At 70.0% G+C, this 13,318-nt stretch carries 11 protein-coding genes and 2 tRNA genes; 8 read left to right on the top strand and 5 right to left on the bottom strand.

Going from position 1 to position 13,318, the window contains the following annotated elements; genetic code table 11:
• The first annotated feature begins 10 nt into the window (after positions 1 to 10).
• Both rsgA and EJ357_RS30750 read left to right on the top strand, forming a co-directional pair.
• Complete coding sequence (gene rsgA, locus EJ357_RS30755) at positions 11 to 1,021, top strand: ribosome small subunit-dependent GTPase A (RefSeq protein WP_126394949.1); 1,011 nt, start codon at positions 11 to 13, stop codon at positions 1,019 to 1,021.
• A 132-nt stretch (positions 1,022 to 1,153) separates the two neighbouring features.
• Positions 1,154 to 1,477, top strand: coding sequence for a DMT family transporter (locus EJ357_RS30750; protein WP_126394948.1), 324 nt, complete (start codon positions 1,154 to 1,156; stop codon positions 1,475 to 1,477).
• An 82-nt stretch (positions 1,478 to 1,559) separates the two neighbouring features.
• Here EJ357_RS30750 and EJ357_RS30745 read toward each other — a convergent pair whose 3' ends face one another.
• Positions 1,560 to 2,171, bottom strand: coding sequence for a TetR/AcrR family transcriptional regulator (locus tag EJ357_RS30745; RefSeq protein WP_126394947.1), 612 nt, complete (start codon positions 2,169 to 2,171; stop codon positions 1,560 to 1,562).
• Between the two features lie 629 nt (positions 2,172 to 2,800).
• Here EJ357_RS30745 and hisN point away from each other — a divergent pair.
• The 6 genes from hisN to EJ357_RS30710 all read left to right on the top strand — a co-directional run bounded on the left by hisN (position 2,801) and on the right by EJ357_RS30710 (position 7,801).
• Positions 2,801 to 3,601, top strand: coding sequence for a histidinol-phosphatase (gene hisN, locus EJ357_RS30735; RefSeq protein WP_126394946.1), 801 nt, complete (start codon positions 2,801 to 2,803; stop codon positions 3,599 to 3,601).
• A 135-nt stretch (positions 3,602 to 3,736) separates the two neighbouring features.
• The gene (locus EJ357_RS30730; RefSeq protein WP_126394945.1) at positions 3,737 to 4,129 is read left to right on the top strand and encodes a CBS domain-containing protein; all 393 of its coding nucleotides are present in this window, start codon (positions 3,737 to 3,739) and stop codon (positions 4,127 to 4,129) included.
• A gap of 172 nt (positions 4,130 to 4,301) precedes the next feature.
• A complete protein-coding gene (locus EJ357_RS30725) occupies positions 4,302 to 4,718 on the top strand; it encodes a Fur family transcriptional regulator (protein WP_126394944.1) in 417 nt (138 codons plus the stop codon).
• Between the two features lie 196 nt (positions 4,719 to 4,914).
• A complete protein-coding gene (locus tag EJ357_RS30720) occupies positions 4,915 to 5,778 on the top strand; it encodes an ABC transporter ATP-binding protein (RefSeq protein WP_228472656.1) in 864 nt (287 codons plus the stop codon).
• Complete coding sequence (locus tag EJ357_RS30715; RefSeq protein ID WP_126394943.1) at positions 5,775 to 6,638, top strand: ABC transporter permease; 864 nt, start codon at positions 5,775 to 5,777, stop codon at positions 6,636 to 6,638. The genes EJ357_RS30720 and EJ357_RS30715 overlap by 4 nt, the downstream gene beginning before the upstream one ends.
• Before the next feature lie 17 nt (positions 6,639 to 6,655).
• Positions 6,656 to 7,801: an ABC transporter substrate-binding protein gene (locus EJ357_RS30710; protein WP_126394942.1), complete on the top strand. Its 1,146-nt coding sequence runs from the start codon at positions 6,656 to 6,658 to the stop codon at positions 7,799 to 7,801.
• Between the two features lie 91 nt (positions 7,802 to 7,892).
• On the opposite strand, the gene EJ357_RS30705 is transcribed toward EJ357_RS30710, so the two are convergent.
• From EJ357_RS30705 to EJ357_RS30690, 4 genes are all read right to left on the bottom strand, one after another.
• Positions 7,893 to 7,966 (bottom strand) — tRNA-Met (locus EJ357_RS30705).
• A 69-nt stretch (positions 7,967 to 8,035) separates the two neighbouring features.
• Complete coding sequence (locus EJ357_RS30700) at positions 8,036 to 9,955, bottom strand: tetratricopeptide repeat protein (protein WP_126394941.1); 1,920 nt, start codon at positions 9,953 to 9,955, stop codon at positions 8,036 to 8,038.
• Between the two features lie 228 nt (positions 9,956 to 10,183).
• A tRNA-Met gene (locus tag EJ357_RS30695) sits at positions 10,184 to 10,257 on the bottom strand.
• 57 nt (positions 10,258 to 10,314) lie between these two features.
• The gene (locus EJ357_RS30690; protein ID WP_126400272.1) at positions 10,315 to 13,272 is read right to left on the bottom strand and encodes a UPF0182 family membrane protein; all 2,958 of its coding nucleotides are present in this window, start codon (positions 13,270 to 13,272) and stop codon (positions 10,315 to 10,317) included.
• Between the last annotated feature and the right edge of the window lie 46 nt (positions 13,273 to 13,318).

The raw sequence follows: 13,318 nt of genomic DNA, 5'->3' as shown, positions 1-13,318 counted from the left end.
GACTCACGCCATGCGCCGCTACGGCAAGCACACCGACGAGGACGACATCCGCAGCCGCCCGAACCGCAAGGGCAACCGGCCGCGGACACACATCCGGCCCAAGCACGAGGACGCCGCCGAGGGCATGGTCCTCACCGTCGACCGGGGGCGTCTGACCTGCCTCGTCGAGGACCGGGTCGTGATGGCCATGAAGGCCCGCGAACTCGGCCGCAAGGCCGCGGTGGTCGGGGACCGGGTGGCGCTGGTCGGCGATCTGTCCGGCAAGAAGGACACCCTCGCGCGGATCGTACGGATCGAGGAGCGGTCGTCGGTGTTGCGCCGCACCGCCGACGACGACGATCCGTTCGAACGCGTGGTCGTGGCGAACGCCGACCAACTCGCGATCGTCACCGCCCTCGCCGACCCCGAGCCGCGGCCGCGGCTGATCGACCGCTGTCTGGTGGCGGCGTTCGACGGAGGTCTCGAGCCGCTGCTGGTGATGACGAAGTCGGACCTGGCTCCGCCGGACAAGCTCCTTGAGCTGTACGGCGCGTTGGACATCCCGTACGTCGTCACCAGCCGCGAGGAGCTGGCGGACGGCGGCGCGGCGGATCGGGTGCGGGAGCAGCTGTACGGCCGGGTCACGGCGTTCGTCGGGCACTCGGGCGTCGGCAAGACGACGCTGGTGAACGCGCTGGTGCCGGAGGAACGCCGCCGTTCGACGGGGCATGTCAACGCGGTGACGGGCCGGGGCCGGCACACCACGACCTCGGCGCTGGCGCTGCCGTTGACGGAGGTGGACGGCTGGGTGATCGACACCCCCGGTGTCCGCTCCTTCGGCCTGGCCCATATCGACCCGTCCCGCGTGATCCACGCGTTCCCCGACCTCGAATCGGGAACCGAGGGCTGTCCGCGTGCGTGCAGTCATGACGAGCAGGACTGCGCGCTGGACGAGTGGGTGGCGCAGGGGCACGCCGATCCGGCGCGGCTGTACTCACTGCGGCGACTGCTGGCCACGCGCGAGCGCACGGAAGGCGACTGAGGAGGGGCGGGGAAGGCGACTGGCCTCCGCGTTGTTTGTCTGACGCCGAGTCCGGTAAGGGCATAATCGCACCGAGCCGGATCCAAGCCTGACGAAGCGGTCACAGAACGTGGGGATACGGGAGGACAGCACATGGCGTGGCTGCTGGTCATCGTGGCGGGGCTGCTCGAAACCGGCTTCGCCGTCTGTCTGAAGCTGTCGCACGGCTTCACCCGGCTCTGGCCGACCATCGCCTTCTGCATCTTCGCCCTCGGCAGTTTCGGACTGCTGACGCTGGCGCTGCGGAAGCTGGACGTGGGGCCGGCGTATGCGGTGTGGACGGGGATCGGAGCGACGGGTACGGCGATCTACGGGATGATCTTCCTCGGGGACGTCGTGTCGACGTTGAAGATCGTGTCGATCTCGCTGGTGATCGTGGGGATCGTCGGGTTGCAGTTGTCGGGGGCGACGCACTGAGGCGGTTCCCTCCGGAGGCGGGGCCCGGCGTGGTACGGCTGGTGCGGTCCCGTCCCGTCCGGTCCGGTCCGGTCCGGTCCGGTCAGCCGGTCAACTGCCGGTGAAGGGCGCTGCGTACGAGGTCGGAGACGCCGCCTTCGCCGGGTGGGGCGGCGACACAGGACAGGGCCAGCCTGACGACCAGTTCGCAGGAGCGGGCGAGGTCGGCGGCGTCGGACTTGTTGCTGCCGGGGCCGGAGAGGGTGGCCACGGCCCGGTCGCGCACGATGGCCACGAAGTCGCCGGGCGAGGGCAGCGGCCCGTCGGCCCGGCGCTGGGCCGGCACGGCCGAGGAGGACGGTACGGCCGACAGCGTCGGCGAGGGCAGGCGCTCGTTCCAGCAGCCGGTGAGCATGGCGCGGACGAGGGCGTTGTCCCGGGCGAGGGCGGCGGTCCACTCCGCGGTGGCGGTGAGGCGCTCGCGGGCGTCGCTGTGCGTGGCGAGGGCGCGGTCGATGCCGGCGAGGTAGCCGTCGGCCTCTCTCCTCACCAGCGCGCGGGCGAGGCCCTCCTTGCTCCCGAACTCGTTGTACAGCGTCTGCCGGGACACTCCGGCCGCCGCCGCCACGTCCACCATCCGCACGGCGGACCACGGCCGGCGCGCCAGCGCCGTGTAAGCGGCGTCCAACAGGGATTCCCGCGCTGCAGGCATCATCGCCTCCCGGGGACGAGCGGCTCTGCGCCCAGATTTGACGCGCACAGGGGCACTGTCAAGGGTTCGCGAAGGCATGTGGGGGCGCCAGTTCGCCGCGGTGCGCGGGGCTTCGGTGATTGGGTGGGGGTGCGCGGTGGGATGCCTGCGGCGGCCTGTGGTGGTTTGGTGGGGGTGCGCGTAGCGCCTGCGGGTGGGTTGTGGGTCGGGGCCGTGCCGGGGGGTGTCCGTCCTCGGACCGGCGGCTGGACTTAGGCCGGGAGGTGCTGCGTGTTGACGCCGGCCACTGCGGGCGGACACTCCCCGGCATGTCCCCTTCCCGCCGTACGCGACCGCCGGGTGCGTGGGGGTACGCGGCCACCTCTCGGTGCCGGTCCCGGCATCTCAGCCCGTCCGGCGTTTGAGGACGAGGCCCTTTCAGGGCCGAAGCGGGGGTCTGGGGGCGGCAGCCCCCAGGGACGGAACGGGTAGGGGCGGCGGGGGCGAAAACAATGGGGCCGCCGCGCCGGACCACGCGACCAAGCGACGCGTCCGCCGGCAGGCACTCCCCCGCACCCGACAGCCACGCGCAACCCGCCCACAACCGAAGGCCTAGTAGCCCCACCCCAACCACGACAGATACCGTTCGTTCCATGCCGGACTACCTCGACGATCTCCGCCTCGCCCACGTCCTCGCGGACGCCGCCGACGCCGCCACCATGGACCGCTTCAAGGCCCTCGACCTCAAGGTCGAGACCAAGCCGGACATGACCCCGGTGAGCGAGGCCGACAGGGCCGCCGAGGAGCTGATCCGCGGGCAGCTGCAGCGCGCCCGGCCAAGGGACGCGATCCTCGGCGAGGAGTACGGCGTCGAGGGCACCGGCCCCCGCCGCTGGGTGATCGACCCGATCGACGGCACCAAGAACTACGTACGCGGCGTCCCGGTCTGGGCCACCCTCATCTCCCTGACGGAGGCGAGCGAGGGCGGCTTCCAGCCGGTCGTGGGCCTCGTGTCCGCCCCCGCCCTCGGCCGCCGCTGGTGGGCCGCCAAGGGCCACGGCGCCTTCACCGGCCGCAGCCTCTCCTCCGCGAGCCGCCTGCGCGTCTCCGGCGTCTCGAAGCTGACGGACGCGTCGTTCGCGTACTCCTCGCTGAGCGGCTGGGAGGAGCAGGGGCGGCTGAGCGGCTTCCTCGACCTCACGCGCGAGGTGTGGCGTACGCGCGCGTACGGTGACTTCTGGCCGTACATGATGGTCGCCGAGGGCTCGGTCGACCTCTGCGCCGAGCCGGAGCTCTCCCTCTGGGACATGGCGGCCAACGCGATCATCGTGACGGAGTCCGGCGGCACCTTCACCGGCCTGGACGGCCGTCCGGGCCCGCACAGCGGCAACGCGGCCGCCTCGAACGGCCTGCTGCACGACGAACTCCTCGGATACCTGAACGAGCGCTACTGAGCGCCCCTTTGCAGCGCTGCTGAGCGCCCCCTTGTTGACCCCCTCTTTACCTGTCACTCTGAGAGTCCCCCCACTTGTGAATTTGTGAAACCGTGAACAAACGGTGCGGGGGCACTTCAGGAGGTGGCTCCATCCATGCTCGTACGTGACGCCATGAGCACCGTGGTCCTCACCATCGGCCCCACCCACACCCTTCGCCAGGCCGCCGCGCTGATGTCCGCCCGTCGGGTCGGCGCGGCCGTGGTCCACGACCCCGATGCCGGCGGTATCGGCATCCTCACCGAACGCGACATCCTCAACTCCGTCGGCCTCGGACAGAACCCGGACATCGAGCACGCCCACGACCACACCACCACCGACGTCGTGTTCGCCGCCCCGTCATGGACCCTGGAGGAGGCGGCCCGCGCCATGGCACACGGCGGCTTCCGCCATCTGATCGTCCTGGACCACGAAGAGCCCGTGGGCATCGTCTCGGTCCGCGACATCATCCGCTGCTGGGCACCCGTACGACAGCACGTGCCCGCATAACCCGAGCACGCGCGCGGCAGCCCACGTGATACGGGCCGGGGCCCGAAAGGACCCGGCCCGACCACCGGCGGGCGGGCCGTTCCGAATCGTTGCTGGACTTTATCCAATCTAGGTTGAACTCTAAAGTCACATCCATTCGGAACCTGGTCCTCCTGCTGTTAAGGTGTTCTCCATGAGCGACCTTCTGGAACGGCTGCGCGGACGCGGATGGCGGATGACCGCGCAGCGCCGCGTCGTGGCCGAGGTCCTCGCCGGCGATCATGTCCATCTGACGGCCGACGAGGTGCACGCGCGAGCCGTCGCCAAGCTGCCCGAGATCTCCCGCGCGACCGTCTACAACACGCTGGGCGAGCTGGTCACCCTCGGCGAGGTGCTCGAGGTCTCCACCGACAAGCGCGCGAAGCGGTACGACCCGAACGCCCATCGGCCCCACCACCACCTGGTGTGCGCCCAGTGCGGCGCGATCCGGGACGTCCACCCGACGGGCAACCCGATGGCCGACCTCCCCGACTCCGAGCGCTTCGGCTTCACGGTCTCGGACGTCGAGGTGACGTACCGCGGCGTCTGCCCGAACTGCGCCAAGGCGTAAACCTTCCGGCTCCTGAGCCCCGGCACCGTTGGATGCCGGGGCTTTGTGCTGTCCGCGAGCGGACGCGGACGGGGTTCCCGAATCTGACGGACCGTCATATGGTCAACGGCACCCACGCGTACATCGCTCACACGAGTAAGTCGCCACACGAGTACGTCACCCACACGTCCGTTCCGCACTCCGCGAGGAGACCGAAGTGGGAGAGCCAGCACCGACACCCACCGGAGAGCCATATCTGCCGCATCCACCCCGTCCGCCGCATCAGCCGTATCCACCGCATCGGCCGTATCCGCCGCATTCGCCGCATCCCAAACTCAAGGCCCATGACCTCACCCGCACCTTCGGCCGAACCCCCCACGCGGTCCACGCCCTCGGCCCCCTCGAACTGACCGTCGCACCCGGCGAGTTCGTCTGTGTCGTCGGCCCCTCCGGCTGCGGCAAGTCCACGCTGCTGCGCATCGCCGCGGGCCTGCTCCGCCCGAGCACCGGCACGCTGGAGATCCGCACGTCGAGCCGTCGCCCGGCGGCCATGATCTTCCAGGACTACGGCATCTACGACTGGAAGACCGTCCGCGCGAACGTCCGCTTCGGCCTGGACATCCAGCGCGTCCCGCGCCGCGAGGCGAACGCCCGTGCCGACGACTGGCTGGCCCGCATGGGCCTGTCGGACTTCGCGGACGCGTACCCGGCCACGCTTTCCGGCGGTATGCGCCAGCGCGTGGCCATCGCCCGCGCCCTGGCCGTGGAACCCGAACTCCTGCTGATGGACGAGCCCTTCGCGGCCCTCGACGCCCAGCTCCGCACGATCCTCCAGGACGAGCTCCTGGACATCACCCAGTCGCTGCGGACCACCACGCTCTTCATCACCCACAGCCTGGAGGAGGCGATCGTCCTCGGCGACCGCGTGCTCGTGATGTCCGCCCGCCCGGGCCGGATCATCGCCGAACACCGCCCGCCCTTCCCCCGCCCGCGCACCGGCGACATCCGCGCCACCCCCGAGTTCACCGCCCTGCGAAGCGAACTGTGGGACCTGCTGCGGAAGGAGGCGGTTCCGGCATGACGACGCTCACCAAGCCGTCCGCCGACTCGGTCCTGATCCGCCGCCCCGGCCCGCGCGAACTGCACCCGGCCCGCACCCACCGCCGCAGGCGCGCGCTGGAGGTGTCCCTGGCCCTGGCCGTCCCTCTCTTCCTGCTCCTGCTGTGGCAACTGGCGGCCGCCCAGGCCTGGATCGACGACCGCGTCTACCCGGCCCCGTCCACGATCCTCGCCGACGGCTGGGACCGGGCGGCGGCCGGCGAGCTGTGGCCGGACGTGTGGGCCACGCTCAAGCGCGTCCTCGCGGGATACGCGGCCGGCACTGCGGCGGGCTACGCCCTCGGCCTCCTGATGGGCTCCCTCTCGCTGGTGCGGGCCGCGCTCGAACCACTCCTGGACGCGCTGTACGTCGTACCGAAACTGGCTCTCCTGCCCGTCTTCCTGAACATGTTCGGCCTGGGCGAGGGCCCACAGGTGGCGCTGGTGGCGGCCACGGTCTTCTTCTTCGTCTGGATCTCCACCATGTCCGCGGTCATGTCCATCCCGTCCGGCCACAGTGACGCCGGCCAGGTCTTCGGCGCCTCCCGGTGGCAGATGTTCCGCCACGTCCTGCTTCCGGCCTCCCTCCCCTCCGTGCTGGTGGGCGCGCGCATCGCGGCGGGTGTGGCGGTCCTGGTCATCGTCGCGTCGGAGCAGATCGCCGCGACGAACGGCCTGGGCCATCTGATCTTCGACTCGCGCGCGCTGTTCCAGAACGACGTGATGTTCGTCGGCATCGTCTGCGTCGCGGTCCTCGGAGTCCTCTTCTCCGAACTGATCCGCTTCGCGGGCCGCCTGCTCACTCCGTGGGCGCCGAGGGACCGAGGAAGGGGCCAGTCATGAGGAGCAAGGGACCTGCCATGAGCAGGAGGACCCACGCGTACGTCGGCGTCATCGCCGCGGCGGCAGTGCTGGCGTCGGCCGCCTGCTCCTCCCCGTCCGCGTCGGACTCCGCCTCGACGGCAGCCGCGGGCGACCGCACGATCCGCCCGGTCGAGGGCTGCGGCGCGAAGTCCTGGACGAACCCGAAGGACCTCTCCCCGAACCGCGCACCGGCCCGCTGTCTCCCCGGATCCCCTCCCCCACGACCGCTGTCCGAGCCCCGCGAGCTGGCGATCGCGACGGGAACGCTGAGCGCCGAGTACGCGGCCCCGTTGCAGGTCGCCCTCGACAAGGGCGAGTTCAAGAAGGAGGGCCTGGACGTCACGCTCAAGGTGCTGCCGACGCCGGACGCGCTCCCGCTGCTGGCCAAGGGGGACATCGACGCCCTGTGGGCGGCTCCGGAGGCGGCGGTCATGAACGGCGTCAAGGGCGGCTTCGACATCAAGTGGGTCGCGGGCAACTTCTCACCCGACCCGAAGTCGAAGAGCGGCCTGTGGGTGCGCCTGAAGGAAGGCGAGAGCGCAAACCGGGTCGCCATGGCGGGACGCAAGTTGGGCACGATGATCGGCAAGGGCTCGGTGATCGCGTACCCCATGGAGCAGGCCCTGGAGAAGCACGGCGGCGGCCTGGCCGACATCCAGTACCAGCAACTGGGCTCGGCCGACGTCCTCACGGCCCTGCAGAACGGCGGCGTCGACTCGGCGTGGCTCCTGGACCCGGTCTGGCGCAAGGTCGACGGCAAGGGGGGCTACGCCTTCCTGGGCGGCCAGCCGCGGGGCGAGCCCTTGGGCGGCATACTCTACGGCCGCACACTGCTGCAGGACGACGTGGACGCGGGTGTGGCCCTGCTGCGGGCCTACATCCGCACGGTGAACTCGTACTTCACATCGGACTACAAGGAGGATGCGAGCTTCGTCACATATCTGGCAGAACTCCTCAAGGCAGAGGAATCCATCCTCGAATCCACGCCCCCGCTCCGCATGGACTGGGAAATCCGCGCCGACACGACAACACGTCTCCAGGCGGCCTACGAGGCCCAGGGTGTGGCGGAGGGAAGCCCGCTGCCGGAGTCGCGCACGGTCGACCGCAGGTTGTACGAGGAGGCGGTGGGCCACCAGCTGTGACCAGCCCCTCAGCTGGCGGACCACATCCGGGACTCATCCGGAAAAGCACCTAGGGCCGGGATCCTTGCGGATCCCGGCCCTAGATCTTCAGTAGCGGGGACAGGATTTGAACCTGCGACCTCTGGGTTATGAGCCCAGCGAGCTACCGAGCTGCTCCACCCCGCGTCGGTGAACTGAACATTACGTCAACGACGAGGACAGAGGCAAATCAGTTGTCGTGCGGCCGGCGCGGCGTCATGCCGAGAGCTCCTCGCGCAGGGCGTCCCGCAGTCGAGCCGCCCGCTCCGCGACCTCGGCCGGCCCCAGCGTCACGGCCCGATCGGCCCAGCGCTGCCCCTCGGCCAGCTCCCCGCGACGCGCGTAGACCAGGGCCAGCCGGAGCGCCGACCGCCCGTGCCCGGCGTCGGCCGCCCGTGTCCACCACACCGCGGCCTCCGGCTCGCTGCCCTCGCGGGCGAGCAGCAGACCCAGGTTGAAGGCACCGTTGCGCGACCCGGCCTCGGCGGCCTCCCGGTACCACCGCGCCGCCTCCACCACGTCACCCCGGGCGGCGGCCAGCATCCCGACCCGCACCTGCGCCCGGCGGTGGCCCTGGGAGGCAGCCCGCTCGTACCACTCCTCGCACTCGGTCTTCTCGTGCACCGTCTCCCCGAGCTCGTGCGCGGGCTCCGGCGGCCGCCGGGCATCGAGCAGCGTCGCCAGCCGGTACGCCCCCTCCGCACTGCCGCCCCCGGCCGCGCACCGCAGATGCCGCTCCGCCGCGGGCTCGTCACCGTCCCGCAGCCGGGCGATCCCGACCTGCAGTGCCGCCTCCGTGTGTCCGGCGGCAGCGGCACGCTCGTACCAGCGCAGCGCGGCCCGCTCCTCGCCCCGACCGGCGTAGAGGATGCCCAGGTTGAACGCGGCGTCCACACTCCCCGCCTCGGCTGCCTTGGAGAACCACGGCTCGGCGCCTGTCGTGTCCCCGACCTGGAGCAGCAGGATCGCCAGCGCGTTCGCCGCCTCGCGGTGTCCGGCGTACGCCGCACGCCGGTACCACTGCTCGGCCTGCGCGGTGCGCGCCTGCTCGGCGCAGAGCAGCCCGAGGTTGTACGCGCCGTTCACATCACCGGCGTCCATCGCGGCCCGGTACCACCGCTCGGCGGTCTGCGTCTCCCCGCGCTCGGCGTGCAGCGCGCCCAGCGCGTTCGCGGCGTTGCCGTCGCCGTCCTGGGCGGCCCGCAGCCACCACACGGCGGCACTCTCGCTGTCCCCCGCGTCCCTGAGCAGGAACCCGAGCGCACAGGCGGCGCGCGCCTCCCCGTCCTTGGCGGACGTCAGATACCAGCGCCCGGCCTCCTTGAGTTCCCCGCGCTTCTCGAGGATCGCGCCGAGGTGCAGCGCGGCCCTGCGGTGGCCGCGGGCGGCTGCCTGCCGGTACCACTGCTCGGCCTCCTCCAGCACCGGCTCGCTCCCGGCGACACCGTTGTCGGCTACGTCCTCGCCCGCACGGGTCCCCTGCCGGTCGAGCGCGCGCGCCAGCCGGTACGCCGCCTCCCGGTGCCCCCGCTCCGCCGCGGCCCGCATCCACTGCTCGGCCCCGGCGTCGCTGCGGTGCTCCAGCAGGTCGGCGAGCGCGTAGGCGCCCAGCGCGTGCCCCTGCTCGGCGGACTGGCGCAGCCAGTACTCGGCGGCGGGCTCGTCGCCCCGCTCGCGGTGATGACGTCCCAGGGCGTGCGCGGCCGCGGCCGATCCCGCGACGGCGGCGATCCGCCACCATCCGGCGGCCTCGTCGGCGTACCCGCGCTGGTGAAGCAGGACTCCCAGGTTGTTGGCGGCGGCACGGTCACCGGCGGCGGTGGCGGCACGCAGCGAAGGCTCGGCTCCGTCGAGATCACCGCGGCGCAGCAGCATGGCGCCGAGGACGCTCATCGCCTCGACGTCCCCGGCCTCGGCGGCAAGCCGCTGCCGCGCCTCCTCGATCGCCTCGCCGGCCTCGTCCTGGTCCGCCGGCTGGTCGAGGGCGAAGTCGCCCTCCGGCTGCACGAGATCACTCACCGGCCGCGATGTACCGCCTGTCGGCTGCACGAAATCGCCCGTCGGCTGCACAAAGTCGGCAGGCTGCACAAACCGCCCTGTCTCCAACAGAGTTGCCTTGTCCCCCATAACGTCCATCGTCGCACCACCTGCAACCTGGGTACACCTGGTATACCGCAGCCAGTGAGGTCACTTCAGCGTTTTGTCGACATGCCCACAGAGAGACAAGTCAAACACAGTTCCCCCAACTCCCCACGGCGGCGTGGCCGTCCCGCCCTCCGGCACATGCGTTCGCACACCACGAAGGCCCGGATCCTCTGGAGGATCCGGGCCTTCGCTGTCGTACGAAATATTCGTCGACTTCAGTAGCGGGGACAGGATTTGAACCTGCGACCTCTGGGTTATGAGCCCAGCGAGCTACCGAGCTGCTCCACCCCGCGCCGTTGTTCGGCAACCGTATCACGGCGCGGGGTGGGCTATTCGATCAAGCGCCGTCCCTAGGTGCCGGTGGGACTGCTGCTGGGCTTCGGACTCGAACTCGGGCTGGGGCTGCTGCCACCTTCACTGCCGCTGCCGCCGGTCTTGTCCGCCTGTGCCTGGGCGTCCTCGGCACGCTTCAGCGCGTCCTCGAGGTCCTCCTGCGCCCGGCCGTACGCCTCCCAGTCGCCGTTCTTCAGGGCTTCCTGGCCGGCCTCGAAGGCCTTCTGGGCGTCGTCGAGAGCCTCCTGGACCGTCGGGTTGGTCGACGTGGGCGGTGGCGTCGTACCGCCGCCGTCCTCGTCGCCCTCGTCCGGCGGCTCGGTGGTCGGGCCTTCCGCTCCGAAGACCTTGTTGAGAGCCTCGCCGAGCGTGTCCTCGAAGGCGGTGGTGCCACCGTAGGACACCAACACCTTGCGCAGCAGCGGGTACTTGAGCCCGCCACCGCGGACGTAGACCGGCTCCACATAGAGCAGTCCGCCGTCGAGCGGAACGGCCAGCAGGTTGCCGTACTCGACCTCCGAGTCGCCGCCTCTCAGCAGCCTGATCGTCTCGGCGATGTTCTGTTCGGAGTTGAACTGGCTCTGGACCTGACTGGGTCCGTTGACCGTGGTGTTGGTCGGCAGTTTCAGAATTCTGATCTTGCCGTAGTCGGACGTTCCCGCCTCGGCGTCCACGGCCATGAAGGCGCTGAGGTTGTCCCGGCCGTTGGGCGTGAACGTCGTCGTCAGCGAGAACGCCTGCGCCTGCTGGTCCGGCATCTTCATGCTCAGGTAGTACGGCGGGACCGCGTTGCCCGACTTGTTGGTCGGGTCGTCCGGCACCTGCCAGACCTCGCTGCCGCTGAGGAACGTCGTCGCGTCCTTCACGTGGTAGCGGGTGAGCAGCTCGCGCTGGACCTTGAACAGGTCCTGCGGGTAGCGCAGATGGGCCATCAGCGACTTCGAGATCTCGGTCTTCGGCTTCACCGTGTCCGGGAACGCCTTCATCCAGGTCTTCAGGACCGGGTCCTGGGTGTCCCACTGGAAGAGCTTGACCTCGCCGGTGTACGCGTCGACGGTCGCCTTCACCGAGTTGCGGATGTAGTTGACCTGGTTCTGCTGGGCCACGACCGCCCGCTGGTCGTTGGTCGCGGTCAGCGAGTCCGCCGTCGTGTCGCCGAGGGTCGTGCGGGAGGAGTACGGATAGCCGTTCGTCGTCGTGTACGCGTCGACGATCCACTGGATACGGCCGTCCACGACCGCCGGGTAGGCGTCACCGTCGATGGTCAGCCACGGGGCGACCGCCTCGACACGCTCCTTGGGCGTGCGGTTGTACAGGATGCGCGAACCGTCGCCGATCGCACCGGAGTACAGGATCTGCGGCTCGCCGAACGCCACCGCGTACGCGGCCCGGTTGACCGGGTTGGAGAGACTGACCCCGCTGTCGGCCTTGTAGCTGTAGGTCTTCTCACCGCTGTCGTCGGAGTAGTCGATCTCCTTCTGGGGACCGCCGACGATCGAGTACATGGTGGTCTTCTCGCCGTAGTAGACCCGCTGCTCGTACGTCCCGAGGTCGCCCTTGGACGGCAGGTCGGACTCGGTGAAGTCCGGTCGGCCCTGGGAGTCGGCGTTGGTGCCCTCGGCGGCGACCACGCCGTAGCCGTGGGTGTAACGGAAGTGGTCGTTGATCCAGTTCCGCTTCGGAATGCCGTTGAGGTTGATCTCACGCAGACCGATGACGGTGTCCTGGTCCTTTCCGTCCTTGCTGTACCGGTCGACGTCCAGGTTGGTCGGGAACGCGTAGTAGTTCCTGATCTGCTGGAGCTGCTGGAACGTCGGCGAGACGATGTTCGGGTCCAGGATCCGGATACTCGCCGCGGAATCCACGTCGTCGCGCAGCTTGGTCTTGTCCTCGGTCTTGCTCGTGCCCGGGTACTCGGTGACCTGGGCGCCGTCGATGCCGTAGGCCTCGCGCGTCGCCTTGAGGTTCTTGTCGACGTACGGCGCTTCCTTGGCCTGCTCGTTGGGCTGGACCTGGAACTTCTGGACGATCGCCGGGTACAGGCCGCCGATGAGGATCGCCGAGAGCACCATCAGGCCGAAGCCGATGACGGGCAGCTGCCAGGTGCGCCGCCACAGGGTGGCGAAGAACAGCAGGGCGCAGATGACGGCGATGCAGAACAGGATCGTCTTGGCCGGCAGATAGGCGTTGGCGTCGACGTACCTGAGGCCGGTCCAGTTGTCGGTCGCCTTGAAGTCGCTGGACTTCACCGCGAGTCCGTACCGGTCGAGCCAGTACGCGACCGCCTTCAGGGCGACGAAGATGCCGATGAGGACCGACAGATGGCCGGTGGCCGCGGCCGTGGCGCGCGCGCCCGGGCTGGTGATGCGCAGCCCGCCGTACAGGTAGTGGGTGAGCGCGGCGGCGATCACGGAGAGGATCGCGGCGGCGAAGCCGAAGCCGAGCAGGAACCGGTACCAGGGCAGGTCGAAGGCGTAGAAGCCGACGTCGAGGTGGAACTGCGGGTCCTTCTCACCGAAGGGCACGCCGTTGACCCACATCAGCCAGGTGCGCCACTGGCTGGAGGCGGAGGCGCCGGCGATCAGGCCGACCAGGGCGGTGATCGCGAGCAGCAGCCACTTCTTGTACGGCGCGATGCCCATGCGGTAGCGGTCGAGGCTCTGCTGCTCCATCGACATGGCGCTCAGCGGCGGACGCAGCCGGTGCGCGAGCCAGATGTTGAAGCCGACCGAGAGGGCCATCAACAGACCGAAGACGAAGAAGAGTCCGATCTTCGTCCACAGCGTGGTCGTGAACACCGACGAGTAGTTCACCGACCGGTACCAGAGCCAGTCCGTCCAGAAGCCCGCGAACATGGTGAAGGCCATGCCGAGGACGGCGAGGACGCCCAGTGTCATGAGCAGCGTCCGGACACGCCGGGACGGGCGGCCCACTCTGATCCGTGGCCCGGTCGGGCCTCCGCCGCGGTCCGGCATCTGGAAAGCCAAGGTTCGCACCCCGAGGTTCGCTGTTGATCCGTCA

Source organism: Streptomyces cyaneochromogenes (genome assembly GCF_003963535.1).
GTDB classification, from domain to species: domain Bacteria; phylum Actinomycetota; class Actinomycetes; order Streptomycetales; family Streptomycetaceae; genus Streptomyces; species Streptomyces shaanxiensis.
The sequence above is the reverse complement of the archived record's forward strand: the minus strand, read 5'-3'. Positions and strand labels throughout refer to the sequence as shown.